The organism is Mesorhizobium sp. LNJC394B00 (assembly GCF_000502555.1).
GTDB lineage: Bacteria > Pseudomonadota > Alphaproteobacteria > Rhizobiales > Rhizobiaceae > Mesorhizobium.
On the sequence record NZ_AYWH01000007.1, the window covers coordinates 178,215 to 203,864 of the forward strand.

Below are 25,650 nucleotides of genomic sequence, written 5' to 3' on the forward strand. Positions count from 1 at the left end.
GCTCGCCTCCTATCTTTCCAGGACCAGCGACTTGCCTTCGAAGCGCGACACGCACGGCATGATCTTGCAGCCGGAACGGTGGTCTTCCTCACTCAGCCAGTGGTCGTTGTGGATGAACTTGCCGTCATGCGAGATGACGTTGGTCTCGCACTGGCCGCAGACACCGCCGCGGCAGAGATAGGGCGGATCGACGCCGGCGGCCTCGATCGCTTCGAGCAGGCTCTGCTGCTCGCCGACGCGGATGGTCTTGCCGCTGACGGCAAGTGTGACGTCGAACGGCAGGCCGGGCTGGGGTGCCGCGAAATGCTCGTAGTGCACGGTCTCCGCCGGCCAGCCGAGAGCCGCAGCGCGCTCGCGCACCCAGTTGATCATGCCGGTCGGGCCGCAGACATAGAGATGGGTGCCGAGCGGCTGCGAGGACAAGAGACGGTCGAGTTCGATGCGCTCGTCGCGGTCGTCGTGATAGAGCCGGACGCGACGGCCATAGCGCTCCTGCAGCACATCGGCATAGGTGCCGAGCGAGGCGGTGCGGCAGGTGTAGTGCAGCTCGAAATTGCCGCCGGACCCGGCGAGCTGCGCGGTCTGCGCCATGAACGGCGTGATACCGATGCCGCCGGCAAGCATCAGATGCTTCTTGGCCCTGAGGTCGAGCGAGAACAGATTGACGGGGTAGCTGACCACCATCTCCAGGCCGGGGTTGACGCTCCGGTGCATGAACAACGAGCCGCCGCGGCCGACATCGTCGCGGCGCACCGAGATGGTGTATTCGCGGGTGTCGAGCGGCGATCCCATCAGCGAATAGGGATTGAGCCTTGTGCGGTCGCCATCGCGCATCTCGACCACGACATGGGCGCCGCCGGAAAAGGTCGGCAAAAGCTCACCGTCACGGCGGCGGAAATGGAAGCGCGTCACCAGTTCGTTGACCGGGACGACGTCGCTGACGACGACATCGAGCTTGGTGGTGCCGGTGCTCATGGGAAGACCTCCTCGATGGGAGGAATCTCCGAGCGGTCCTCGGCATTTATGCAGACGCCCTGGAATGCTGCCAGCCGTCGCGAATAATGATCGCGCACCAGAAGCAGCAGGCCGCAATGCGCGCAGGTGGCCGGCTGCGTCGTCACATTTTCGGTGATGCCTTTGCAATGCACGCACTGCATGCGCCGCGCCAATGAGCCGCGATGCTCGGTCTGCATGGAGGTATGATCGATGCCGGCTTCGAGCGCCACCTGCATGGCCTGGCCGATCAGCCCTTCGGTGCCGGCGAGATAGAGGCGCAGGCCCATATGCGCGTTGGCAAGCGTCTGCTTCAGCCGGGGCAGCAGGCTGGCGAAGGTTGGCGCGACATGAAATTGCGCGGACTTCAGTGCCTCAAGAGCGGCAACGTGCTTGCCGTCGGCCCCGGGAATGAAGACGATTTCGGCGCCGTCGAAGAAGCCGGGGGGCGCCGTCCTTGCCATATCGACGATCGCCAGCGCGCCTTCCGCATCCGCCACGAAAAGATGATGCTTGCCGGGCTGCGGGGACAGGGTTCCGTAAATGGGCCGGCTGATGATCGTTTTGGCTGCCATTCTCTACTTCGTACCTCGAAACCCTCGCTGTCGATTGTGCCTCAGCCTTTCGCCGTGCGCTTGGTTTTTTTGGGATCGTCGAAGGGCAGAGGCTGCGCCGTCGCCCTGATCGAACCGCTCTTGTTGCGGATCTCGAGCCTGGTGTCCTTGACCGCGCAGTCGACGTCGAGGCGGGCGATGCCCATCGATTTCTCGACCAGCGGCGAATACATGGCGCAGGTGACCACGCCCACCTTTTTGCCGTCGCGATAGACCGGCGCGCCCTCATCCGCGGGTTGCTTGCCGTCGAGCAGCACGCCGTAGATCTTGAAGCGCTCCTTGCCCTTGAGGCGGTAATGCTCTTCGGCGCCACGAAAGCCGGTCTTGCCGGGGCTGACAGTGAAGTCGAGGCCGAGCTCCCACAGCGTGTCGCCGGGGCCTTCGTTCCCGAACGGATATTTCTGCGAGTTGTCATAGGGATAAAACAGCAAATAACTTTCGACGCGCAGCATATCGAGCGTGGTGAAGCGGCACGGAATGATGCCGGCGCTCTTGCCCTCGTCGAGGATCCTGTCCCAGATGGTGCCGGCGTCCTGACCGCGGCAGAATATCTCGTAGCCGCGCTCGCCGGTGTAGCCGGTGCGCGAGATCATGACGGGAAAGCCGAACAGCTGCGTCTGCATATGATGGAAATAGTTGAGGTCGCGAATGCCCGGCACATGCTTTGAGAGATAGTCGACCGCGGTCGGCCCCTGCAGCGACAGATCGTGCAGATTGTCGTCGAAGCGCAGCGATACGTCGCGGCCGACGGAAGCGCGCTGCAATTCCTCATGGCCGGTGCCGGAGCCGTGCACCACCATCCAGGCGTTCGGCCCGGTGCGGTAGAGGATGCAGTCGTCGGTGAATTTGCCGGCCTCGTTCAGCATGCAGGCATAGGCCGACTTGCCGGGATAGATCTTCTCCACGTCGCGCGTCGTTGCCAGGTCGATGAGGTGTGAGGCGTGCGGCCCGGTGATGTGAACCTTCTTCAGGCCCGACACATCCATCAGCCCGGCCCTGGTGCGGATGGCGGTGTATTCCTCGTCGGCGTCCTTGTCGTAGGTCCAGGCGGTGCCCATGCCGCTCCAGTCTTCGAGCTTCGAGCCTAACGCGCGATGGCGATCCGCCAGGGTCGAAAATCTCCAGGATGCCGTCATCCGCAAATCCTCCGTTCGAAAATTCTATTGTGTTCCCGGCTCCCTGCGCGAGGCGGGAGCATTTGGTCGAATATTGATCGCAAACGTCCTGATGCCGCAATACCCGGAAGCAAATAATTTCATTGTCAGGCAAAATTCGCGGCTGGGGACAAACGGTTAACCCAACGTAAAATCACCTTGACAATTGCTGGATTCGGCCCGAATTTATGAAAAAAATTTCACTCTGTTGAAAGAGGGCAGCGGGCGGCCAATTCGGGGTCGGGCGCTGGAAAAGGGGAAACCGATGTCAGACCTGCAGCAGCGCATCGAAGCGCTGTACCGTTCCGACCTGCGCGGATCCGCGCTCCTGATCATCTGCCTTTGGGCGACGATCCTCTTCGTGCTTGTCATGACATGGCCCTACATCCCGGACACCGGGATCAAGATCGTCGTCGCTATCGCTGCCGCCGCCGTGCTGATCTTCAACACGGCCGCCATCCTGGCGATGGTCAATCACTACAAGGAAGACAAGGACTTCATCTACGGTCTCGACATCAAGAACGCCGACGCGGCCCGCAACCGCAAGTCCTGAAAACAGAACGTCCTGAGGGGTAGAAGTCATGTCGCGCTACACGCCGCCGGAACAAGGCAAGGCCGGGCAGATTTTCGATATCGTGGTCGTCGTGGTCGCCATTTTCGTGGCGCTGTGGCTGCCATTGAAACTCGGCCTGGCGGGTGCGGCGAAATCCATCGACGCGCTCGATGCCAAAACCTGGGAAGCGTTGGGACAGAACCCGACCATGGCCTCGATCTGGGAAAAGCTCGGCTATACGCCGGAGACCGCGCACGACATCATCCAGAACCGCTTCCACTACATCATCGACTGGCCGACGCTGATCATCATGGCGGCGGTGCTGATCGGCTATTTCGTCTTCCTGTTCCGCGCCTCCGACCGCGAATATCGCGACGTCATCAACGAAAAGTTCGACGACAAGTAACGCCAGAGATTTTGGGGAAGCACGCTCATGTGGGTCGCACTCTCTTACGCATCGTGGGGCATCTCGGTCGTGCTTGCGCTGTGGATGCTCTACGACTGGTTCAAGATCGACACGACCTATTCCGAGGAGGTGCTGACTTCCTCGCGCGAAGGCGAGCTTGAAGCCGCTTCCGAAAAACACCGGATCTGAGTGGGGATTGAACAATGACGATCACGCTTGAACCGGCAATACACGGCGACAGGGTTTCACTGCTACGAGTGCTCGGCCCGGCCCATGTCTGGGCGCTTGGCGTCGGCATCGTGCTGGTCGGCGAATTCACCGGCTGGAATTTCTCGGCCGACAAGGGCGGCGCACTGGCGGCGCTGATCGTCTGCTGGGTGGTCGGGCTCTTGTATACTTCGGTCGCCATGATCGACTCCGAGGTGACATCGACGGTTGCCGCCGCCGGCGGCCAATACGCGCAGGCCAAGCACATTGTCGGGCCGCTGATGGCCTTCAACGTCGCGCTGTTCCTGGTCTTTGCCTACACCATGCTGGAGGTTTCGGACGCCATCCTGCTCGGCGACACCATCGTCGCCAAGGCCGGCGTCGAAGGGCTCACCCACAACTCCTTCATTGCCGCCACCATCGTCGTGCTGGCATGGCTGAACTATCGCGGCGTGCTGATGACGCTCAACGTCAACTTCGTCATCACGGCGATAGCCTATGTCTCGATCGTTATCCTGTTCTTCTCGGTCAGCCCCTGGACGCAGGGTGCTGTGCTGAAGCTCAACGAACTGGTCACCCCCGGCAATGCGCTGCCCTATGGCTGGATCGGCGTCATCGCGGCCTTCCAGTTCGGCATCTGGTACTATCTCGGCATCGAAGGCACCACGCAGGCCGCCGAGGAAGTGCGCTCGCCGGCGCGTTCGCTGCCTTACGGCACCATGGCCGGCATGATCACGCTTTTGATCGCCGCCGCCATGACCTGGTATGTCTGCGCCTCGCTGATGCCCTGGGAGTACCTCGGTATCACCTATTATCCCTTGTGGGACGCCGGCAAGCTGACCGGCAGCCCGCTGCTGGAAAACCTGTTGTTCGTCGCCACGCTGCTCGCGGCACTGGCGTCGGCCAATGGCTGTATCAACGATGCGGCCCGCGCGTGGTTCTCGCTTGGACGCGACCGCTATCTGCCGACATGGTTCTCGGCCGTGCACCCGAAATACCGCACGCCCTATCGCTCGATCCTGTTCCTGTTGCCGATCGCGCTCGCCTTCGCCTTCATCGCCGACCTCAACCAGGCGATCACCTTCTCAATCCTGTCGGGCGTGCTGCAATACACCTTCATGAGCATAAACATCATGATGTTCCGCAAAAAGTGGCCGCTGGGCACGATCCGCCGCGGCTATACGCACCCGTTCCACCCGATCCCGGCGATCGTGCTGTTTTGCCTCTGCGTGGTGACCTTCTTTGCGATCTTCCTCGGCTACGGCACGCAGCTGATCGCCATGGTCGCCTTCTACTTCCTGATCTCGCTGTGGTTCCACTTCTACCGTTACCGCTATGTGCGCCGCGGCGACCAGTTCACCATGCCGTGGCCGAAGCCGCAGGGCTATTGACAGGAGAGGGCCTGCCGGTCTGGGCGGGCATGGCGTGACGAGGTGTCTGACGTGACGACAGCATTGCTGGCCGGGGCGGTCGCCGTGGCTCTCGTCCTGCACCTCGCCTGGCATACGCGCGCCAGCCGCAAAAAGGCCAAGGCTGATCTTGCAGCCGAGGCAGCCAGCATCCGGACCGTCATCACAGATGCCGTTGATGTCTCCGATGGCACAGCCGGCGTTGTCACCTGGGCCGGCACATGGAACGGACAGCGCGTGCAGCTGCGCACCATCGTCGACACGCTGGCAACGCGAAAGCTGCCGGCGCGATGGTTGAGTGTCACGATCACAGAGCCGGTTGCGGTGCCGGCGACCTTCGACATGATGATGCGGCCGGGCTCGCCGACGACCTTCTCCAATTTCGATCATCTTCAGCATACGCTGCCGAAGGCTCCGGGATTTCCGGCTGAAGCCGTGCTGCGAACCGACCTCAGGGCGGCGCGCTTTCCGCAGAACCTGATCGCCAGCCATCTCGACATCTTTGCCGAAGGCCGCGCCAAGGAACTCTTGATCACCCCGAACGGCGTGCGCATCGTCTGGCTGCTGGCCGAGGCCGAGCGGGCGCGCTACGGCGTGTTCCGGCAGGCCGCATTCGGCGGCGCAAGGCTGGATCCAACGCTGGTCGAGAGACTGCTGACCTCGGCCTCAGTGCTGCGCGATGCCATCAACCGACAGGAAAGGCAGGTCGCATGAGCGCACCCGCACCGACAAACCCGTATCTGGTGCTCGGCGCTGCCATCGTCTTACCGGCCAGCGGCCACGTCATTCTGGGCGTGCCCGTGCGCGGCCTGCAGTTCCTGTTCTTCATGGTGATCCTCGCCTGGGTGACGGCCAAGATCGCGCCGGCCGATGCCAGCTTCGTCGGCCGCCACGCCGGCGGCTTCCTGATCTATGCGCTGTCGATCCTCGATGCCTACAGAATAGCCCGCATCCGCACCGCCACATGGATTCACAGCGCCCGCGACGGCGGCGATAGTTCACAAGGCCGCATCGAGCCGGATACGTAACTACAGGAATATTTTTTTCATACGATTGAATTCGCACGACGCATTCGATACATCATCGTCTAGTGGTAACGTCGGGAGGCTGACATGTGTGGAATCGTCGGACTTTTTCTGAAAGACAAGTCGCTTGAGCCGCAGCTCGGCTCGATGCTGTCGCAGATGCTGATATCGCTCAGCGATCGCGGCCCCGACAGCGCCGGCATTGCCATCTATGGCGCGCCTTCCAGGAATGAAGCCAAGATCACCATCCAGTCCGCGAAGCCCGAGCGCGATTTCCGCGGCCTCGACGCCGAACTCGCGAAGGCCATCGGCGCGCCGGTGAGCATAGCGGTGAAGTCCACCCATGCAGTGTTGAGAACCGCGCCCGACAAGGTCGATGCCGCGCGCGAAGCGCTGCAGTCAATCCGCCCCGACGTGCGCATCATGGGCGCCGGCGAAGCGGTGGAAATCTACAAGGAAGTCGGTCTGCCGGAAGCGGTCGTCGACCGCTTCGACGTCCGCTCGATGACCGGCACGCATGGCATCGGCCATACCCGCATGGCGACGGAATCGGCCGTCACCACGATGGGCGCGCATCCGTTCTCGACCGGCGCCGACCAGTGCCTGGTGCACAATGGCTCGCTGTCCAACCACAACAATGTGCGGCGTGAGCTGGTGCGGGAGGGCATGAAATTCGAGACCGAGAACGACACCGAGGTCGCCGCCGCCTATCTCTCCTCGCAGATGGCGCATGGCAAGAACCTCGGCGAGGCGCTGGAAGGCACGCTGTCCGACCTCGACGGCTTCTTCACCTTCGTCGTCGGCACCAAGAACGGTTTCGGCGTGGTGCGCGATCCGATCGCCTGCAAGCCCGCCGTCATGGCCGAGACCGACCAGTATGTCGCCTTTGGCTCGGAATATCGGGCGCTGACCAAGCTGCCCGGCATAGACAATGCGAGGGTCTGGGAGCCGGAACCCGCAACCGTCTATTTCTGGGAGCATTGAGCCCATGCCGGCAACCAAACTTTCGAAGGCGGCGCAAGACCAGGCGTCCCGGGTCTTCGATCTTGATGTGTCGTCGCTGCGCGAGCTCAACCAGGCGCTTCACAATCTGACGCCCGGCTCCAACGAAACGGCGTGGGAAGTGCTGCACCCGAAGGGCAGCCATTCGGTTGCGGTCGGCGTCGACCAGCCTGTCAGCATCGATGTGCGCGGCAGCGTCGGCTACTACTGCGCCGGGATGAATGACGGCGCTGCCATCACCGTGCACGGCTCGGCCGGACCTGGCGTCGGCGAAAACATGATGTCGGGCTCGATCGTCATCAAGGGCGACGCCAGCCAGTATGCCGGCGCCACCGGCAAGGGCGGGCTGCTCGTCATCGAGGGCAACGCATCCTCACGCTGCGGCATCTCGATGAAGGGCATCGACATCGTCGTGCACGGCAATATCGGCCACATGTCGGCCTTCATGGCGCAGTCCGGCAATCTGGTGGTGCTGGGCGATGCCGGCGACGCACTTGGCGATTCCATCTACGAAGCGCGGCTGTTCGTGCGCGGCAAGGTCGAAAGCCTGGGCGCCGACTGCATCGCCAAGGAGATGCGGCCCGAGCATATCGAACTGCTGCAGGGACTGCTCGACCGCGCCGGCGTCACCGGCGTCAAGCCGTCGGAATTCAAGCGCTACGGCTCGGCGCGCACGCTCTACAATTTCAATATCGACAACGCCGACGCGTATTGAGGCAGCATGACCTACAAGAACCCGCCGACGACGCCGCGCAAATCCGCGACCTTCGACGACTACACGCTTTCCGAAATCCGCCGCGCCGCGGCGACCGGCATCTATGACATCAGGGGCGCCGGGGCCAAGCGCAAGCTGCCGCATTTCGACGACCTTTTGTTCCTCGGCGCCTCGATCTCGCGCTATCCGCTGGAAGGCTATCGCGAGCGGTGCGACACGTCGGTCGTGCTGGGCTCGCGCTATGCCAAGAAGCCGATCGAGCTGAAAATCCCGATCACCGTTGCCGGCATGAGCTTCGGGTCGCTGTCCGGCCCGGCCAAGGAAGCGCTCGGCCGTGGCGCTACGCTCTCAGGCACGTCGACCACCACGGGCGACGGCGGCATGACCGAGGAAGAGCGCGGCCATTCCAAGCAACTGGTCTACCAGTACCTGCCGTCACGCTACGGCATGAACCCCAGGGATTTGCGCCGTGCCGACGCCATCGAAGTCGTTGTCGGCCAGGGCGCCAAGCCCGGCGGCGGCGGCATGCTGTTGGGACAAAAGATTTCCGACCGCGTCGCCGAAATGCGCACGCTGCCGAAGGGCATCGACCAGCGCTCGGCCTCACGCCATCCCGACTGGACCGGGCCGGACGATCTCGAGATCAAGATCCTCGAGCTGCGCGAGATCACCGACTGGGAAAAGCCGATCTACGTCAAGGTCGGCGGCGCCCGCCCCTATTACGACACAGCACTTGCGGTGAAGGCCGGCGCCGATGTCGTCGTCGTCGACGGCATGCAGGGCGGCACGGCGGCCACCCAGGAAGTATTCATCGAAAATGTCGGCCAGCCGACGCTTGCCTGCATCAGGCCGGCGGTGCAGGCGCTGCAGGATCTCGGCATGCACCGCAAGGTGCAGCTGATCGTGTCGGGCGGCATCCGCAATGGCGCCGACGTCGCCAAGGCGCTGGCGCTCGGCGTCGACGCGGTGTCGATCGGCACGGCAGCGCTCGTCGCGCTCGGCGACAACGACCCGCGCTGGGAGGCCGAATACAATGCGCTCGGCACCACCGCCGGCGCCTATGACGACTGGCACGAGGGTCGCGACCCCGCGGGCATCACCACGCAGGACCCCGAACTGATGAAGCGGGTCGATCCGATCGCCGCCGGACGGCGGCTGGCGAACTACCTCAAGGTGATAACGCTGGAGGCGCAGACCATTGCGCGTGCCTGCGGCAAGAACAGCCTGCACAATCTCGAGCCCGAGGATCTCGTAGCCCTCACCATCGAAGCCGCCGCCATGGCTGGCGTGCCGCTGGCCGGCACCAACTGGATACCGGGGAAAAACGGCTTCTAAAAAACACATCAAAATAAGCGAGGAACTATAATGGGGAACGATCTCGCCGCATTCGCCAAAGAGAACGGCGTCAAATATTTCATGATTTCCTACACCGACCTGTTCGGCGGCCAGCGCGCCAAGCTGGTGCCGGCGCAGGCGATCGCCGACATGCAGAAGGACGGCGCCGGCTTCGCCGGTTTCGCCACTTGGCTCGACCTCACGCCGGCGCATCCTGATATGCTGGCGGTGCCGGATCCGGATTCGGTGATCCAGCTGCCGTGGAAGCCCGATGTCGCCTGGGTCGCCGCCAACTGCATCATGGACGACAAGGAGGTCGAGCAGGCGCCGCGCAACACGCTGCGCCGGCTGATCGCGGAAGCCGCCACCGACGGCATGCATGTCAAGACCGGCGTCGAGGCCGAGTTCTTCCTGATCTCGCCAGACGGCAGTGTCATCTCCGACAAATACGACACCGCATCGAAGCCTTGCTACGACCAGCAAGCGGTGATGCGCCGTTACGATGTCATCGCCGAGATTTGCGACCACATGCTGGCGCTGGGCTGGAGCCCCTACCAGAATGACCATGAAGACGCCAACGGCCAGTTCGAGATGAACTGGGCCTTCGACGATGTGCTGGCGACCGCCGACAAGCACTCGTTCTTCAAGTTTATGGTCAAGTCGGTAGCGGAAAAGCACGGCCTGCGCGCGACCTTCATGCCGAAGCCCTTCCAGGGCCTGACCGGCAATGGCTGCCACGCCCATATTTCGGTGTGGGACAAGGCCGGCAAGGTCAACGTCTTTGCCGATAATGCGATGGAGCTCGGCCTGTCGGCCAAGGGCAAGAATTTCCTCGGCGGCATCATGAAACATGCCTCGGCGCTGGCCGCCATCACCAACCCGACGGTGAACTCCTACAAACGCATCAACGCGCCGCGCACCATTTCGGGCGCCACCTGGGCTCCGAACACGGTGACCTGGACCGGAAACAACCGCACCCACATGGTGCGCGTGCCCGGCCCCGGCCGCTTCGAGCTGCGGTTGCCGGACGGCGCCGCAAACCCTTATCTGCTGCAGGCCGTCATCATTGCCGCCGGTCTCGACGGCATCCGCTCCAAGGCCGATCCCGGCAAGCGCTACGACATCGACATGTACCAGAACGGCCACACGGTGAAAGGCGCGCCGAAGCTGCCGCTCAATCTGCTCGACGCGCTTCGCGAATACGACAAGGACAAATCGCTCAAGGCGGCGCTGGGTGAGGAATTCTCGTCGGCTTATCTAAAGCTGAAGCACCAGGAATGGAATTCCTATGCTTCGCACTTCACGCAATGGGAGCGCGACCACACGCTGGACATATAATCGTCCCCGCTGTGCGAGCGACCTCGGAATGACCTGATGAAATATTCGATCTTCTCGCTCGCCCGTGCTGCCCTTTCCGGCCACAAGAATTGGCAGCGCACCTGGCGCGATGCGGCGCCCAAGGACCACTACGATGTGGTGATCATCGGCGGCGGCGGCCATGGGCTCGCCACCGCCTGGTTCCTCGCCAGCGAGTTCGGCATCAGAAACGTCGCCGTGCTGGAAAAGGGCTGGATCGGCTCCGGCAATGCCGGCCGCAACACCACCATCATCCGTTCCAATTACGGCCTGCCCGGCAATACCGGCTTCTACGAGCTTTCGATGAAGCTTTGGGAGCGGATGGAGCAGGACCTCAACTATAACGCCATGGTCAGCCAGCGCGGCGTCCTCAACCTCTATCATTCCGATGCGCAGCGCGACGCTTATGCGCGGCGCGGCAACACCATGCGCATCAATGGCATCGATGCCGAACTGCTCGACCAGGCGGCGCTGAAGAAGATGCTGCCGTTCCTGAATTTCGACCATGCGCGCTTTCCCGTGCAGGGCGGCCTCCTGCAGCGCCGCGGCGGCACCGCGCGGCATGACGCGGTGGTCTGGGGCTATGCCCATGCGGCGAGCGAACTCGGCGTCGACATCATCCAGAACTGCGAGGTCACCGGCTTTGTCCGGGACGGCAACGGCAAGGTGACTGGCGTCGAGACGTCGCGCGGCAAGATCGGCGCCGGCAAGGTCGGCATGGCAGTCGCCGGGTCATCGTCGCGTGTCGCAGCGATGGCGGGCATGCGCCTGCCGATCGAAAGCCATGTGCTGCAAGCTTTCGTCTCGGAGGCGATCAAGCCGCTCATTCCTGGCGTCATGACCTTCGGCGCCGGGCATTTCTATGTCAGCCAGTCCGACAAGGGCGGGCTGGTCTTCGGCGGCGACATCGACGGCTATAATTCCTACGCCCAGCGCGGCAATCTGCCTGTCATGGAAGATGTCTGCGAGGGCGGCATGGCGCTGATCCCGATGATCGGCCGCGTGCGGCTTCTGCGCCAGTGGGGCGGCATCATGGACATGTCGATGGATGGCTCGCCGATCATCGACAAGACGCCGGTCGACGGGCTCTACCTCAATGCCGGCTGGTGCTATGGCGGCTTCAAGGCGACGCCGGGATCGGGCTTCGTCTTTGCCCATCTTCTGGCGCGTGACGAAACGCACAAGGAGGCGGCGCTGTTTCCGCTCGACCGCTTCCAGCGCGGCGCCATGATCGACGAAAAGGGCCAAGGCGCCCAACCGAACCTGCATTGAGGCGGCCGGAACAAGATGCGTATCACCTGTCCTTTCTGCGGCGAACGCGAACTCGGCGAGTTCAGCTATCTCGGCGATGCCAAGCCTGTACGGCCGGCGGCGGGTGCCGGCGAGGATGCTGTCTACGACTACGTCTATCTGCGCGACAATGTCGCCGGCGTGATGGCTGAGAACTGGTATCACGGCGGTGGCTGCCGGGCCTGGCTGAAGGTCACCCGCAACACGCTGACGCACGAGATCTCGGCGGTGGAACCGGCGGCGGGGGCTGGTGCGAGGCAGGTGGCGAAATGAGCTATCCTGTCGAAATCGTAGCCGTCGCGAAAAGCGCCAGCCCCCTACCTCCCCCTTGTGGGGAGGTCGGACCGCAGGTCCGGGTGGGGGTCGGTGCCGCACCCCCACCCCGCTGCTGCGCAGCGACCCTCCCCACAAGGGGGAGGGTGAAGAGCGCGACGGTCCCGCCTGGCATTGGATCGATGAGAGGCCGGCCATCGTGAGTTCCAGCCAATCCCATCGTCTCACATCCGGCGGTCTCATCGACCGTTCCACCCCCCTCACCTTCCGCTTCGACGGCATGACATTTTCCGGCTTCCAGGGCGACACGCTGGCGTCGGCGCTGGTCGCCAATGGCGTCAAGCTGGTCGGCCGCTCGTTCAAATACCATCGTCCGCGCGGCATTCTGACTGCGGGCTCGGAAGAACCCAACGCGCTGGTCGAACTGCGCACCGGCGCACGGCGCGAGGCCAACACCAAGGCCACGACGGCCGAACTGTATGAAGGCCTCGAAGCGGCAAGCCAGAACCGCTGGCCCTCGCTGCGCCACGATGTGATGTCGGTGAACCAGCTGTTCGCACCGATCTTCGTCGCCGGCTTCTACTACAAGACCTTCATGTGGCCGGCAAAATTCTGGGAAATGGTCTACGAGCCGGCGATCCGACGCGCCGCGGGTCTGGGTCGCGCGGCGGTCACCCCCGATCCGGATCACTACGACAAGGCCTGGGCGCATTGCGATGTGGTGATCGCCGGCTCCGGTCCGGCCGGTCTCGCCGCCGCACTCGCTGCAGGCCGCAGCGGTGCGCGCGTCATCCTGTGCGAAGAAGATTTTGCGCCCGGCGGCCGTCTGTTGTCGGATGGCGGCACGATCGACGGTCTGCCGGCCGCGGAGTGGCTGTCGCGCACACTGGCCGAACTCAGCTCAATGCCTGACGTTCGCATCATGACGCGCACGACGCTGTTCGGCGTCTATGACGGCGGCACCTATGGCGCGATCGAACGCGTCAACGATCATCTGCCGGTTCCGCCCGAGCATCAGGTGCGACAGCGGCTGTGGCGCATCGTGGCCAAGCGCTGTGTTGTGGCTGCAGGCGCGATCGAGCGTCCCATCGTCTTTGCCGGCAACGATACGCCCGGCGTGATGATGGCGTCGGCGATGCGGACCTATGTCGCGCGTTATGCCGCGACGCCGGCAAAGCGTGTTGCGCTGTTCACCAACAATGAGGATGGCTGGCGCACGGTCGAGACCGCGCTCACAGCCGGACTGCAGGTCGCGGCGGTGATCGATGCGCGGACTGACGTCTCGCCTGCCCATCGTTCCCTCGCCTCCAGGAACGGCTTCACCGTGCTGCATGGTTCGGTCAGCGGCGTCGACGGCGGCAAGGACGGCGTAAGAAAAATAGCGGTGTCGCTGACCGGCGGCGCGCGCGCCGAGGTCGAGGCCGACGGGCTTGCCGTTTCCGGCGGCTGGAATCCGGCGGTCGGGCTCACCTCTTACCATCGCGGCCGGCCGAAATGGCGAGACGACATCGCCGCCTTCGTGCCGGACGGCGCGCCGCCCGGTATGGTCGCCGCAGGTGCGGCTAACGGCGACTTCGGGCTAGGCGCCTGCCTGCGCGCAGGTTTCGAGGCCGGCGCCGCAGCGGCGCGGGACGCGGGACGCAATGGCAATCCGGGCTCTGCAGCTGTTGCCGGCGACGAGTCCTTCTCACTGACCCCGCTCTGGCACGTCGCCGGCAAAGGCAAGGCCTTTGTAGACCAGCAGCATGACGTCACCGCGTCCGACATCGAGCTGGCGCAGCGCGAGGGTTTTGAATCGGTCGAGCATCTGAAGCGCTACACCACGCTCGGCATGGCGACCGACCAGGGCAAGACGTCCAATGTCGCCGGCCTCGCCATCATGGCGGCGGTGTCGGGCAAATCCATTCCCGAGACCGGCACGACCATCTATCGCCCGCCGTACGTGCCGGTCGCCATCGGCGCCTTTGCCGGCCACCATCGCGACGAAAATTTCCATGCGACGCGGCTGACGCCGTCGCATCACTGGGCGGCCGAACAAGGCGCGATCTTTGTCGACACCGGCCTGTGGAAGCGCGCGCAATGGTATCCGCGCGCGGGCGAGAAGGACTGGCTGGAATCGGTCACCCGCGAGGTCAAGGCGGTGCGCTCGGGCGTCGGCTTCTGCGATGTCTCGACGCTGGGCAAGATCGATGTGCACGGCCCCGATGCCGGCGCCTTCCTCGACCGCGTCTACATCAACACCTTCTCAAACCTTGCCGTGGGAAAAGCCCGCTACGGGCTGATGCTGCGCGAGGACGGCCTCGTCTATGATGACGGCACGACCTCGCGGCTGGCCGAGGACCATTATTTCCTCACCACGACCACGGCGAAGGCCGGGCTGGTGATGCAGCATCTCGAATTCTGCCGGCAGGTGCTATTCCCCGAACTCGACGTGCAACTGACCTCGGTCTCCGACCAGTGGGCGCAGTTCTCGATTGCCGGGCCAAGGACGCGAGACCTGTTGAAGGAAATCGTCGACCCTGCCGAGGACCTTTCGAACGAAGGTTTTCCCTTCATGGGCGTGCGCGAAGTCGCTTTGCGCGGCGGCATCAAGGCGCGGCTGTTCCGCATCTCCTTCTCCGGCGAGATGGCGTTCGAGATTTCGGTGCCGGCGCGTTACGGTGAAGCGATGGCACGCAATTTGATGCTGGCGGGAAAACCGTTCGGCGTGACGCCGTATGGCACAGAAGCCCTCGGCGTCATGCGCGTTGAAAAGGGCCATGTCGCCGGACCGGAACTGAGCGGCATGACGACCGCCGCCGATCTCGGCCTCGGCAAGATGATGTCGACCAAGAAGGATTTCATCGGTCGCGTCATGGCCGGCCGCGAGGCGCTGGTGGCGCCGGACCGGCAGGTCGTGGTCGGCATCAAGCCGATCGACAAGGCGCGCCGCCTGCGCTCCGGCGCGCACATCATCCCGAAGGGCCAGACGCCCGGGCCTGATAACGACCAAGGCTACGTCACCTCGGTCTGCTTCTCGCCGACGCTCGACCAGTGGATCGGTCTCGGCCTTGTCGAGCGCGGCCGCGAACGCATCGGCGAGATCGTCCACGCGCATGATCCGCTGCGCGGTGAAGACTATGATGTCGAGCTCTGCAATCCCGTCTTCTACGATCCCGATGGAGGGCGCCAGCGTGGCTGATTTTTCCTGGGATGTTCGTAGCCCGCTCGAGCGGGCACTTGTTGTCGGGCCTTACGGCGCGAACGGCAATGTCGGCGTGTTGCTGACCGAAATCCGCAATTTCGACCTGATCCAGGTGATGGCGCGGCGCGGCAAGGCGGGAGATTTGGCCAACGCTGCGAAGGCAAGCTTCGGTGTTGCGGCTCCTGAGACACCCAAGGCGGTGCAGACTTCGGATGCGACGCTGATCTGGTCGGGACCGGACCAGTTCTTCGTGCTGTTGAAGGGCGGCAAGCATGGGACTGAAGCACTCGCCCAGACGTTCGCGTCTTCCGCTTCGCTATCGGACCAGTCGCATGCGCGAGTGCTGATCAGTATCTCCGGTACCAAGGCGCGGGCGATGCTGGGCAAGCTGTCGTCGATCGATCTGCATCCCGATGCATTTCTGGTTGGGGCGGCTGCCGCGACCTCGATGGATCACACCAGCGTCACGCTCTGGCGCGGGAATGACCGGCCGGATGGGCAGGCGGTGTTCAACGTGCTGATGTTTGCGACATTTGCTGAAAGTCTGTGGCACACGATGCTGGATTCGGCGGCGGAGTATGGTATCGAGATCGGGCATTCCGAGGATTTGGCGTAGCGCTTGTGCGCTTCTTCCTTCTCCCCTTGTGGGAGAAGGAAGATCGGCGCGTTAGTGCCGAGACGGATGAGGGGTGTTCCAGGGTACGCCAACGTCTCACCGCTGGAACACCCCTCATCCGTCGCCTGCGGCGACACCTTCTCCCACAGAGGGAGAAGGGGGAGCCAGCCTTGCCAAACGCAACTGCGCTGCTATTCTTGCAGCTAAAGTAATTTTACACACAGGCAAACTTGTTTCTCGAACCGCAAGGCTGAGATGAGCCAGTCGCCCTACCCTTCAGTGACAGCCGGGCCGCCCCGGCCAAGCCTCATCCTGCGGCCCGGCCAGATCGCGCTGCCGCCGGGCATGGAGCGGTATGCGGCCCCCGGTAACGGCGCGGTGCTGATCGATATCGAGGCCGGCGATACATTTGCCATCCGCAATGTCGAGGGCGGCCAGGCCTGCGAGCTTTTGGCCTGGGACAAGTCAGGCGCCACCGACCCCGCCATCTTCGGCGAAAAGTCCAATAGCAATGCCGCCGGGATCAAGGCGCTATTGGCCGAGGGCGACGATAGCCTCGCTTCCGTGCGCCGCGGACTCGAGCGCCGCCAGGTGCAGCTTGACCAGGCCAAGGCGGTGCGCGTCTTCGGCGGCGCCACGCCGGCAGGCACCGAGCAGGCCTTCACCGTCGCGCGCGATGGCGGCTTGCTGATTGCAGCGCCTAGCGGGCCGATGCTGGTCGACGGCCACGACACGGCAACGCCGCTCACCGTCATGGTGCGCCGCGCCACCGTGCGCCTGAAGACAAAGTCGCAGCTGGCCGATCCGCTTGCCGATCCGGTGCTCGATCTGCGCGTCCATTCGGCGACAGCCGAACCCTATTTCGTCAAGGCGGGCGACTACCTGCAGATCATCGATGTCGACGGCCGCCAGTGCACCGATTTCCAGTGCTTCTCGGCGCGCAAGCTGGACAAGGGGCTGGACCATCCGCTCGACGTAACGACCACGCGCACGCTGATGGGGTCGAGCTACCCGATGCCCGGCCTTCACTCGAAATATTACGACCAGGACATGGAGCCGCTGGTCGAGGTTATCCAGGACACGTGCGGCCGGCATGACGCCTTCGCGCTCGCGTGTGCGGCCAAATATTACGACGACATCGGCTATCCCGGCCACACCAACTGCTCGGAGAATTTCAATCGCGCGCTGGCCGACAAGGGTGTGACGCCCCGTGCCGGCTGGATGGCGATCAACTTCTTCTTCAACACGGCGATCGACGCCCATGGCGTGATGGTGTCGGACGAGCCGTGGTCGCGGGCGGGTGACTATGTGCTGCTCAGGGCGCTCACCGACGTTGTCTGCGTCTCCTCCGCCTGTCCCGACGACACGACACCGGCCAATGGCTGGAACCCGACCGACATCCATGTGCGAACCTATTCCGGCCAGCACAAATTCTCGCGAGCGATCGCCAGACGCATGACGCCCGATTCGGAACCGAAAATGACCCGCGAGACCGCCTTCCATTCCAGCTTCGCCAAGCACACCCGCAACTTCGTGGAATACCGGGGTTATTGGCTGGCCAATTCTTTCGCCAAAGAGGGGCCGATCGCCGAGTACTGGGCCTGCCGGCAGGACGCGGTGATCATGGACCTGTCGCCGCTGCGCAAGTTCGAGGTCACCGGTCCCGATTCCGAAGCGCTGCTGCAATACACGTTGACCCGCGACGTCAAGAAGCTCGGCGTCGGCCAGGTCGTCTATTCCGCCATGTGCTACGAGCATGGCGGAATGATCGACGACGGGACGCTGCTGCGGCTCGGCAAGGACAATTTCCGCTGGGTCGGCGGCGATGACCTGTCCGGCGAATGGCTGCGCGACACCGCCAGAAAACTCGGCCTCAAAGTGCTGGTGCGCTCGTCCACCGACCAGATGCACAATGTCGCTGTCCAAGGGCCGAAGAGCCGTGACATTTTGCGAGAGGTGGTCTGGACCTCGCCGCTGCAACCGTCGATCGACGAACTCGAATGGTTCCGCTTCGCTGTCGCGCGCATCGGCGGCGGCAATGGCATTCCGGTCGTGGTGTCGCGCACCGGTTATACCGGCGAGCTCGGCTACGAAATCTGGTGCCACCCACGCGACGCCGAAAAAGTGTTCGATGCCATCTGGGAGGCCGGCCAGCCGCACGGGCTGAAGCCGATGGGCCTGCAGGCACTCGACATGGTGCGCATCGAAGCCGGGCTGATCTTCGCCGGTTACGAATTCTCCGACCAGACCGACCCGTTCGAGGCGGGCATTGGTTTCACCGTGCCGTTGAAGACCAAGACCGACGATTTCATAGGCCGCGAGGCGCTGATAAGGCGCAAGGAACATCCGCAGCACAAGCTCGTCGGCCTCGACATCGACAGCAATGTCGCGGTCGGCCATGGGGATTGCGTCCATATCGGCCGCGCCCAGATCGGTGTCGTCACCTCGGGCATGCGCTCGCCGGTGCTGAACAAAAACATCGCTCTGGCGAGGCTTGACGTCACCCACGCGGCAATCGGCACAGAGGTGGAGATCGGCAAGCTCGACGGTCATGCCAAGCGGCTGCCGGCGCGGGTGGTGGCCTTCGCTCACTACGATCCGCAAAAGACCAGGCCGCGATCCTGAGGGTTGCACCCCCGGCCCTTCGCAGGCTCAGGGCGTTCGAAGCTCGAAAGCAATTGGCTTTCCGTCCGCTACCGCGGACCGCTTCTCACCCCACAAGGGGAGAAGGACAAAGCGAGCGTTTCGCAACCGTGATGTGCACGGCGCCACAAATCACTTGACGTGAAAGCGCGCCGGATCAATCTTCACTGTTAAGAAAAAAATACGACTGAGTGGAAACACTGGAGTCGTGCGGTCATGTACCGGGGAACAAGCTTCGCGAAGCCGAGGCATCACCGGCCGGGAACACAAAATGGGGAATTCAGACAGATGAGCACGATTACCACTGCCCTGGAGCAGCCTGCTGAAGGCAAGCTGCTCCGCAACATCGACTGGCGCGGCGCCTTCTGGGTGGCGAGCGGCGTTCCTGCCCTTGTCCTGTTTTCGATCGGCGGCATTGCCGGCACGACCGGAACGCTGGCCTTTGGGATCTGGATCGCTTCCATGATCATGGGCTTCCTGCAATCCTTCACCTATGCCGAGATCGCCGGCCTGTTCCCGAACAAGTCGGGCGGCGCCTCGATCTACGGCGCCACCGCCTGGCTGCGTTATTCCAAGTTCATCGCGCCGCTGTCGGTGTGGTGCAACTGGTTCGCCTGGTCGCCGGTGCTGTCGCTGGGCTGCTCGATCGCCGCCGCCTATATTCTCAACGCGCTGGCGCCGGTGCCGCTGTTCACCGAGGCGTCGCCGGACGTCGTCGCCTATATCGCGGCGCATGCCGGAACGGTGCCTGCCGACGCCATCGCCGCGGTGACCGCGGCGGCCACGCCGGCGATCCGCAACTGGACGCTGTTCAGCCACACGCTGGGTCCTGTCTCCTTCACCCTCAATGCCACTTTCTTCATCGGCGCGGTGCTGATGCTGATCATCTTCTCGATCCAGCATCGCGGCATTCTCGGCACCGCCAATGTGCAGAAGTATATCGGCCTGCTGGTCATCATCCCGATGCTGATCGTCGGTGTCGTGCCGATCGTCACCGGCCAGATCAACTGGGCGAACTTTTCGCCGCTGGTGCCGCTGGCGGCGGCTTACGCGCCGGAGCCCGGCTCGTGGAACATTGCTGGCTGGACGCTGGTGCTGGGCGGCATGTTCATCGCGGCGTGGTCGACCTATGGTTTCGAGACTGCCGTCTGCTACACATCGGAGTTCAAAAACCCCGGCACCGACACGTTCAAGGCGATCTTCTATTCCGGCCTGCTCTGCATGCTTCTGTTCATCCTGGTGCCCTTCACCTTCCAGGGCGTGCTGGGCCTCAACGGCATGCTGGCGACGCCGATCGTCGACGGCTCCGGTGTTGCCGATGCACTGGCCGGCATGGTCGGGGGTGGCGCATTGATCCACAGCCTCTTGGTGATGCTGATGATCCTGGCGCTGGTGCTGTGCATCATGACGGCAATGGCCGGCTCGTCGCGCACGCTCTACCAGGGCTCGGTCGATGGCTGGCTGCCGCGCTATCTCAGCCACGTCAACGAGCATGGCGCGCCGACGCGCGCCATGTGGACCGATCTCGTCTTCAACCTGATCGTGCTGGCCATCGCCTCGGCCGACGCGACGAGCTTCTTCTTCATCCTCGCCGTGTCGAACTGCGGCTACATCATCTTCAACTTCCTCAACCTCAATGCCGGCTGGATCCACCGCATCGACAACGGCCACATCAACCGGCCTTGGAAGGCGCCGAGCTGGCTGCTCGGCCTCGGCGCCATCTTCGCCTATGTAAACGCCATCTTCATGGGCGCCGGCGCCAAGGTGTGGAACCCGATGGCGCTCTGGGCCGGCCTGATCACAGCCGCCTTGATCATCCCGGTGTTCTGCTACCGGCACTACGTCCAGGACAAGGGCAAGTTCCCCGACCACATGCTGGCCGACCTCGGCATGGCGGGCGCAGACCTCTCGGTCAAAAAGGCAGGCATGCTGCCCTACCTGACGCTGGTCGCCGGCCTGGTCGTGATGCTGCTCGCCAACTGGTACTTCGTCATCTGATAGTGATGGCTTGAAAAGAATGGGCGCGCTTCGGCGCGCCCGTTTCTTTTTGTGGCAGACGTCAGCCGGCCTTGCGGATGACCGCTTCGGAGCCTTTGAAGAACCGGTTCGGCGGACGCTTCAGGCCGAGATTCTCGCGCAAGGTGGTGCCCTCATACTCGCGCCGGAAGAGCTTTCGCCGCTGCAGCTCGGGCACCACCTTCTCGGCGAAGTCGTCGAGCCCGGCTGGCAGATAGGGGAACATGACGTTGAAGCCGTCTGACCCTTCGGCAAACAGCCATTCCTCCATCGAATCGGCGATGGTTTTCGGCGTGCCGACGAAAGCAAGGCCGGAATAGCCGCCGAGCCGCTGCGCCAGCTGGCGGACGGTCAAAGTCTCCCGGCGCGCCAGCTCGATGACGCGCTCACGGCCGCTCTTCGAGGCATTGGTCTCGGGGATTTCGGGCAGGGGCGCGTCGGGATCGAAGCCGGATGCGTCGTGCCCCAGCGCGATCGACAGCGAGGCAATGCCGCTCTCGTAATAGACCAGGCTGTCGAGCTTGGCGCGTTTGGCCTGTGCTTCCTCGACACTGTCGCCGACGATGACGAAGGCGCCGGGCAGGATCTTGATGTCGTCGCGCGAACGGCCGAGCTTCTCGGCCCGGCTTTTGACATCGGCAAAGAAGCGCTGCCCAGCCGCCAGATCGGAATGGGCGGCGAAGATCACCTCCGCCGTTTCGGCTGCCAGCTGCCGCCCGGCCTCAGATGCGCCGGCCTGGACGATGACCGGCCAGCCCTGCACCGGCCGCGCAATGTTGAGCGGGCCGCGCACCGAGAGATGCTCACCCTTATGGTCGAGCACATGCAGCTTCGCGGGATCGAAATAGAGCCCGCTCTCGGCGTCGCGGATGAAGGCGTCGTCGGCAAAGCTGTCCCAGAGGCCGGTCACCACATCGTAGAATTCCCGCGCATTGTGATAGCGCTCGTCGTGCTCGACATGCTCGTCGAGGCCGAAGTTCAGCGCGGCGTCGGGATTGGATGTGGTGACGATGTTCCAGCCGGCGCGGCCGCCGCTGATATGGTCGAGCGAGGCGAAGCGACGGGCAATGTGATAGGGCGCGTCGAAGGTCGTCGATGCGGTGGCGATAAGGCCGATATGATCAGTGACGGCGGCGAGCGCCGACAGCAGCGTGAACGGCTCGAACGAGGTCACCGTGTGGCTGCGCCGTAGCGCCTCGATCGGCATGTTGAGAACGGCCAGATGGTCGGCCATGAAGAAGGCGTCGAACTTCGCCGCCTCAAGCGTCTGCGCGAAGCGCTTCAGATGGGCGAAGTTGAAGTTGGCATCGGGATATGAGCCGGGATAGCGCCAGGCCCCGGTGTGAAGACTGACCGGACGCATGAAGGCGCCGAGCCGCAATTGCTTATTGTCTACCATGGGATGATCACCTGATGCGAATGAGCGTTGCCGCTCCGATATGTAAGCAGGATCGGACGGCTTTGCCGTCCTGGAAAGGAATTCTGTTTTGCAAAACCGGCGCCGCGAAGCATTTTCATACAGGTGGCCGTTCAACCTATTTTGATGAACCCGCCTGGTGTTGAGATACTTGCCGAGGTGCTCGGTGCCACCGGCAACGAGAAAGCCAGAACGCCGCACGTCAAGCGTACGGCGTTCCAGCCTTTTCCAAGGTGCATCCTGTGCGCCGGCAGCGCTTACTCGGCGGCCAGGGCAAGTGGCGGCCTGTCATTGTCCTGCACCGCCTCATCAGCTGGCTTCTTGCCTTGCTTCGGCTCGCGGCCGAAGAACAGCGCGTAGCCTGCCGGCAGCACCAGGATGGTGAGTACGGTGGCGACGAGGATGCCGCCCATCATGGCGTAGGCGAGCGGTCCCCAGAACACCGCACGCGAGATCGGGATCAGCGCCAGCACCGCCGTCATCGCCGTCAGCACGATCGGCCGGAAACGGCGCACCGCCGAGCCGATGATGGCCTCCGATCGGTCCATTCCCCTGGCGATGTCCTGATCGATCTGGTCGACCAGGATGATTGAGTTGCGCATGATGATTCCGAGCAGCGCGATGACACCGAGGATGGCGACGAAGCCGAACGGCGCGCCGCTGATCAACAGAGCCGCCGCCGCACCGATGATGCCGAGCGGACCGGTGGCCAGCACGAGCATCGCCTTGCCGAAATGCTGCAGCTGGATCATCAGGAGCACGACGATGACGGCCAGCATGATCGGCGCCTTGGCGGCAATCGAGGCCTGGCTTTCGGCGGAATCTTCCGCACCGCCCTGGATCTCGATCTTGTAGCCGGGCGCCAGGCCGGCGCGCATGCCCTGCATGTCATTGTAGAGCTTGGTGACGACGTCGTTCGACTGCACGCCATCCGGCAGCGTGGCGCGCACCGAGATGGTCGGCAGGCGGTCGCGCCGCCATTCGACGCCTTGCTCGAGCACCGGCACCACCTTGGCCACCTGCGACAGCGGCACGAAGCCGCCGAAATCGGTCGGGATATAGACCGAGTCGACCGAGGACAGCAGGCTGCGGCTGGCGTCCGGTTCGCGGGCGACGATGGAAACCGTCTCCTCGCCATCACGGAAGTCATCGAGCGGCGCGCCGGACATCGCTGCCTGCAGCATCTGGCGGATGCGCTGCGAGGTGACGCCAAGCGCACGGGCGCGGTCCTGGTCGATGACCAGCTTCATCGCCGGTACCGGCTCCAGCCAGTCGTCATGGACGGCGCCGAGCAGCGGATTTTCGGCGAATTTCGCCTTCACCTGGTCAGCGATGCGGCGCACCTCCTGGCGGTCCGGACCCATGATGCGCATCTGCACCGGCCAGCCGGTCGGCGGGCCGAGGAACAGACGGTCGACCTTGGAGCGGATCGAAGGGAAATCCTGCGCCAGGACTGAGCGCAGCTTGAGGATCAGCCGCTCACGCGCCGGCTCGTCATTGGCCATCACCAGAAGCTGCGCATAGTTCGGATTGCGCAATTGCTGGTCGAGCGGCAGGAAGAAGCGCGGCGCGCCTTCGCCGATATAGGTGGCGATGAAGCGCTTGTCCTTGTCGTCCATCATCCGGGCTTCCAGCGCCTTGGCCTGCGTCTCGACTTCCTTGATCGAGGTTCCCTCAGGCAACCAGAGATCGACGAGGATTTCCGGCCGCGAGGATTGCGGGAAGAAGTTTTGTGGGATGAACTGGAACGCCCACAGGCTGGTGGCGAAGGTGACCAGCGTCATCACCAGAACGATGATGCGGTGGCGCACCGCCCAGCCGACCGTGGCGCGCAGCCGCCGGTAGAAGCCGGTGTCGAAGGCGTCATGATGGTTGCCGGCATGCTTGCGCTGCTTGAGGATCATGTAGCCCAGCCACGGCGTGAAATAGACGGCGACGAACCACGACACGACGAGCGCGATGCCGACGACATAGAACAGCGTGCGCACATATTCGCCTGCGGTCGAGGCGGCGAAGCCGACCGGGATGAAGCCGGCTATGGTGATCAGCGTGCCGCTCAGCATCGGGAAGGCGGTCGAGGAATAGGCGAAGCTCGCCGACTCGATCTTGACCAGCCCCTCCTCCAGCTTGCGCTCCATCATCTCGACGACGATCATGGCGTCGTCGACCAACAGCCCGAGCGCGATGATCAGGGCGCCGAGCGAAATGCGCTGCAGATCGATGCCGAGCTCGTACATGATGGCGAAGGTGGCGGCCAGCACCAGCGGAATGGCAATGGCGATGACCAGGCCGGAACGCCAGCCGATCGACAGCAGCGAGACAGCAAGCACGATCAGCAGCGCCTCGCCGAGCGCCTCCATGAACTCGTTGACGGCGTCCTTGACAACCTCGGGCTGGTTGGAGATCTGGTCAACCGCAACGCCGTAGGGCAGCGCTTCCTCGAAGCGCTTGTAGGTCGCCTCGACATCCGTGCCGACGTCCCTGACGTTGAAACCCTTGGCCATGACGACGCCGACCTGGACGCTTTCGTGGCCGTTGAAGCGGTACTTGCGCTGATAGGGATCTTCGAGACCGGAACTCACGGTGGCGATGTCGCCAAGACGTGTCACCTGACCACCGGCGCGCAGGCGCAATTCCCTGATGTCGGCAGCCCTGGTGACATCGCCCTCGACCGAGATGCGCACCGAGCGCAGGCCGGTATCGACGGAGCCCGCCGGATCGACATTGTTCTGGCCCTTGATGGCGTTCTGCAGGTCGGTCAGCGTCAGGCCGCGTTCGGCCAGGGCCTTGGACGAGACGTCGATATAAAGCTTCTCCGGCTGGTCGCCGATGATGACGGCCTTCTCGACGCCCGGCGTCGTCAGCAGCATGTCGCGAGCCTGGGTGGCGAATTTCTTCAGCTCCGGATAGCTGTAGCCGTCGCCGCCGATCGAGTGCAGGGTGATGAAGGTGTCGCCGAACTCATCGTTGAAATAGGGCCCGAGCAGGCCTTGCGGCAGGTCGCCGGAGATGTCGCCGACCTTCTTGCGCACCTGGTAGAAGGCGTCCTTCACCTCCTCTGCATTGGTGTCGCCCTTGATCTGGACGGTGATGATGGCGCTGCCGGCGCGGGTGTAGGAACGGACGAAGTCGAGGTGCGGCGTTTCTTGCAGCTTGCGCTCGATCTTGTTGACGACCTGGTCTTCCATCTCCTGGATCGAGGAGCCCGGCCAGATCGCCTGGACGACCATGACGCGGAAGGTGAAATCGGGGTCTTCCTTCTGGCCCATGCGCATCAGGCCGAGCGCGCCGGCAATGATGATCAGACCGAACAGGAAGCGCGCGATCGAGGGATGGCCGATGGCCCAGCGCGAAAGATTGAAAGGCTGCTTTTCAGTGCTGTCGGTGGTGGTCATCGGCGTCAGTCCAATTCGTTGATCGTGAGCGCACACCCTCGGCATGC

Annotated in this window: 21 protein-coding genes; 16 read left to right on the plus strand and 5 right to left on the minus strand. The window is 63.6% G+C overall.

Annotated elements, in window-relative coordinates:
* Positions 1–9 precede the first annotated feature (9 nt).
* From X751_RS142645 to X751_RS142635, 3 genes are read right to left on the minus strand one after another with little or no spacing between them, the layout of a single operon-like run.
* The gene (locus X751_RS142645) at positions 10–975 is read right to left on the minus strand and encodes a PDR/VanB family oxidoreductase (RefSeq protein ID WP_023745543.1); all 966 of its coding nucleotides are present in this window, start codon (positions 973–975) and stop codon (positions 10–12) included.
* Complete coding sequence (locus X751_RS142640; protein ID WP_023668542.1) at positions 972–1,568, minus strand: dimethylamine monooxygenase subunit DmmA family protein; 597 nt, start codon at positions 1,566–1,568, stop codon at positions 972–974. Before X751_RS142640 ends, X751_RS142645 begins: the two co-directional genes overlap by 4 nt.
* A 41-nt stretch (positions 1,569–1,609) precedes the next feature.
* The gene (locus tag X751_RS142635) at positions 1,610–2,743 is read right to left on the minus strand and encodes an aminomethyltransferase family protein (RefSeq protein ID WP_023745544.1); all 1,134 of its coding nucleotides are present in this window, start codon (positions 2,741–2,743) and stop codon (positions 1,610–1,612) included.
* Positions 2,744–3,026: 283 nt separating this feature from the next.
* Here X751_RS142635 and X751_RS142630 point away from each other — a divergent pair, with 283 nt between their 5' ends.
* From X751_RS142630 to X751_RS142555, 16 genes are all read left to right on the plus strand, one after another.
* A complete protein-coding gene (locus X751_RS142630) occupies positions 3,027–3,314 on the plus strand; it encodes a hypothetical protein (protein ID WP_023668544.1) in 288 nt (95 codons plus the stop codon).
* A gap of 28 nt (positions 3,315–3,342) precedes the next feature.
* Positions 3,343–3,720, plus strand: a complete 378-nt coding sequence (locus tag X751_RS142625) for a hypothetical protein (RefSeq protein ID WP_023668545.1) — start codon at positions 3,343–3,345, stop codon at positions 3,718–3,720.
* 27 nt (positions 3,721–3,747) lie between these two features.
* Positions 3,748–3,909 (plus strand): hypothetical protein, encoded by a 162-nt coding sequence (locus X751_RS1000000165945; protein ID WP_023668546.1) that lies wholly within the window; start codon positions 3,748–3,750, stop codon positions 3,907–3,909.
* Between the two features lie 14 nt (positions 3,910–3,923).
* The gene (locus X751_RS142615) at positions 3,924–5,318 is read left to right on the plus strand and encodes an APC family permease (RefSeq protein WP_023668547.1); all 1,395 of its coding nucleotides are present in this window, start codon (positions 3,924–3,926) and stop codon (positions 5,316–5,318) included.
* A 42-nt stretch (positions 5,319–5,360) separates the two neighbouring features.
* Complete coding sequence (locus X751_RS142610; protein WP_023704841.1) at positions 5,361–6,050, plus strand: hypothetical protein; 690 nt, start codon at positions 5,361–5,363, stop codon at positions 6,048–6,050.
* A complete protein-coding gene (locus X751_RS142605) occupies positions 6,047–6,364 on the plus strand; it encodes a hypothetical protein (RefSeq protein WP_023668549.1) in 318 nt (105 codons plus the stop codon). Before X751_RS142610 ends, X751_RS142605 begins: the two co-directional genes overlap by 4 nt.
* A gap of 84 nt (positions 6,365–6,448) precedes the next feature.
* Positions 6,449–7,345 (plus strand): glutamine amidotransferase family protein, encoded by an 897-nt coding sequence (locus tag X751_RS142600; RefSeq protein ID WP_023668550.1) that lies wholly within the window; start codon positions 6,449–6,451, stop codon positions 7,343–7,345.
* A gap of 4 nt (positions 7,346–7,349) precedes the next feature.
* The gene (locus tag X751_RS142595) at positions 7,350–8,078 is read left to right on the plus strand and encodes a GXGXG domain-containing protein (protein ID WP_023668551.1); all 729 of its coding nucleotides are present in this window, start codon (positions 7,350–7,352) and stop codon (positions 8,076–8,078) included.
* Positions 8,079–8,084: 6 nt separating this feature from the next.
* Positions 8,085–9,413 (plus strand): FMN-binding glutamate synthase family protein, encoded by a 1,329-nt coding sequence (locus tag X751_RS142590; RefSeq protein ID WP_023687061.1) that lies wholly within the window; start codon positions 8,085–8,087, stop codon positions 9,411–9,413.
* Positions 9,414–9,443: 30 nt separating this feature from the next.
* Positions 9,444–10,751, plus strand: a complete 1,308-nt coding sequence (glnT, locus tag X751_RS142585; RefSeq protein WP_023668553.1) for a type III glutamate--ammonia ligase — start codon at positions 9,444–9,446, stop codon at positions 10,749–10,751.
* 36 nt (positions 10,752–10,787) lie between these two features.
* On the plus strand, positions 10,788–12,041 hold the full coding sequence (locus tag X751_RS142580) for a sarcosine oxidase subunit beta family protein (protein ID WP_023745545.1): 1,254 nt from the start codon (positions 10,788–10,790) through the stop codon (positions 12,039–12,041).
* 15 nt (positions 12,042–12,056) lie between these two features.
* Entirely contained in the window at positions 12,057–12,332 is a 276-nt protein-coding gene (locus X751_RS142575; protein WP_023704839.1) for a sarcosine oxidase subunit delta, read from the plus strand.
* A gap of 199 nt (positions 12,333–12,531) precedes the next feature.
* Positions 12,532–15,513: a sarcosine oxidase subunit alpha gene (locus X751_RS142570; RefSeq protein WP_023704838.1), complete on the plus strand. Its 2,982-nt coding sequence runs from the start codon at positions 12,532–12,534 to the stop codon at positions 15,511–15,513.
* On the plus strand, positions 15,506–16,132 hold the full coding sequence (locus tag X751_RS142565) for a sarcosine oxidase subunit gamma family protein (RefSeq protein WP_031247176.1): 627 nt from the start codon (positions 15,506–15,508) through the stop codon (positions 16,130–16,132). The genes X751_RS142570 and X751_RS142565 overlap by 8 nt, the downstream gene beginning before the upstream one ends.
* A 255-nt stretch (positions 16,133–16,387) precedes the next feature.
* A complete protein-coding gene (locus X751_RS142560; RefSeq protein WP_023745547.1) occupies positions 16,388–18,757 on the plus strand; it encodes an aminomethyltransferase family protein in 2,370 nt (789 codons plus the stop codon).
* A gap of 306 nt (positions 18,758–19,063) precedes the next feature.
* Positions 19,064–20,773, plus strand: coding sequence for an APC family permease (locus X751_RS142555; protein WP_023668560.1), 1,710 nt, complete (start codon positions 19,064–19,066; stop codon positions 20,771–20,773).
* A 61-nt stretch (positions 20,774–20,834) separates the two neighbouring features.
* Here the strand turns inward: X751_RS142555 and X751_RS142550 are convergent, their stop codons facing one another.
* Entirely contained in the window at positions 20,835–22,190 is a 1,356-nt protein-coding gene (locus X751_RS142550; RefSeq protein WP_023738429.1) for an LLM class flavin-dependent oxidoreductase, read from the minus strand.
* 275 nt (positions 22,191–22,465) lie between these two features.
* Positions 22,466–25,603, minus strand: coding sequence for an efflux RND transporter permease subunit (locus X751_RS142545; protein ID WP_023745548.1), 3,138 nt, complete (start codon positions 25,601–25,603; stop codon positions 22,466–22,468).
* Positions 25,604–25,650 lie beyond the last annotated feature (47 nt).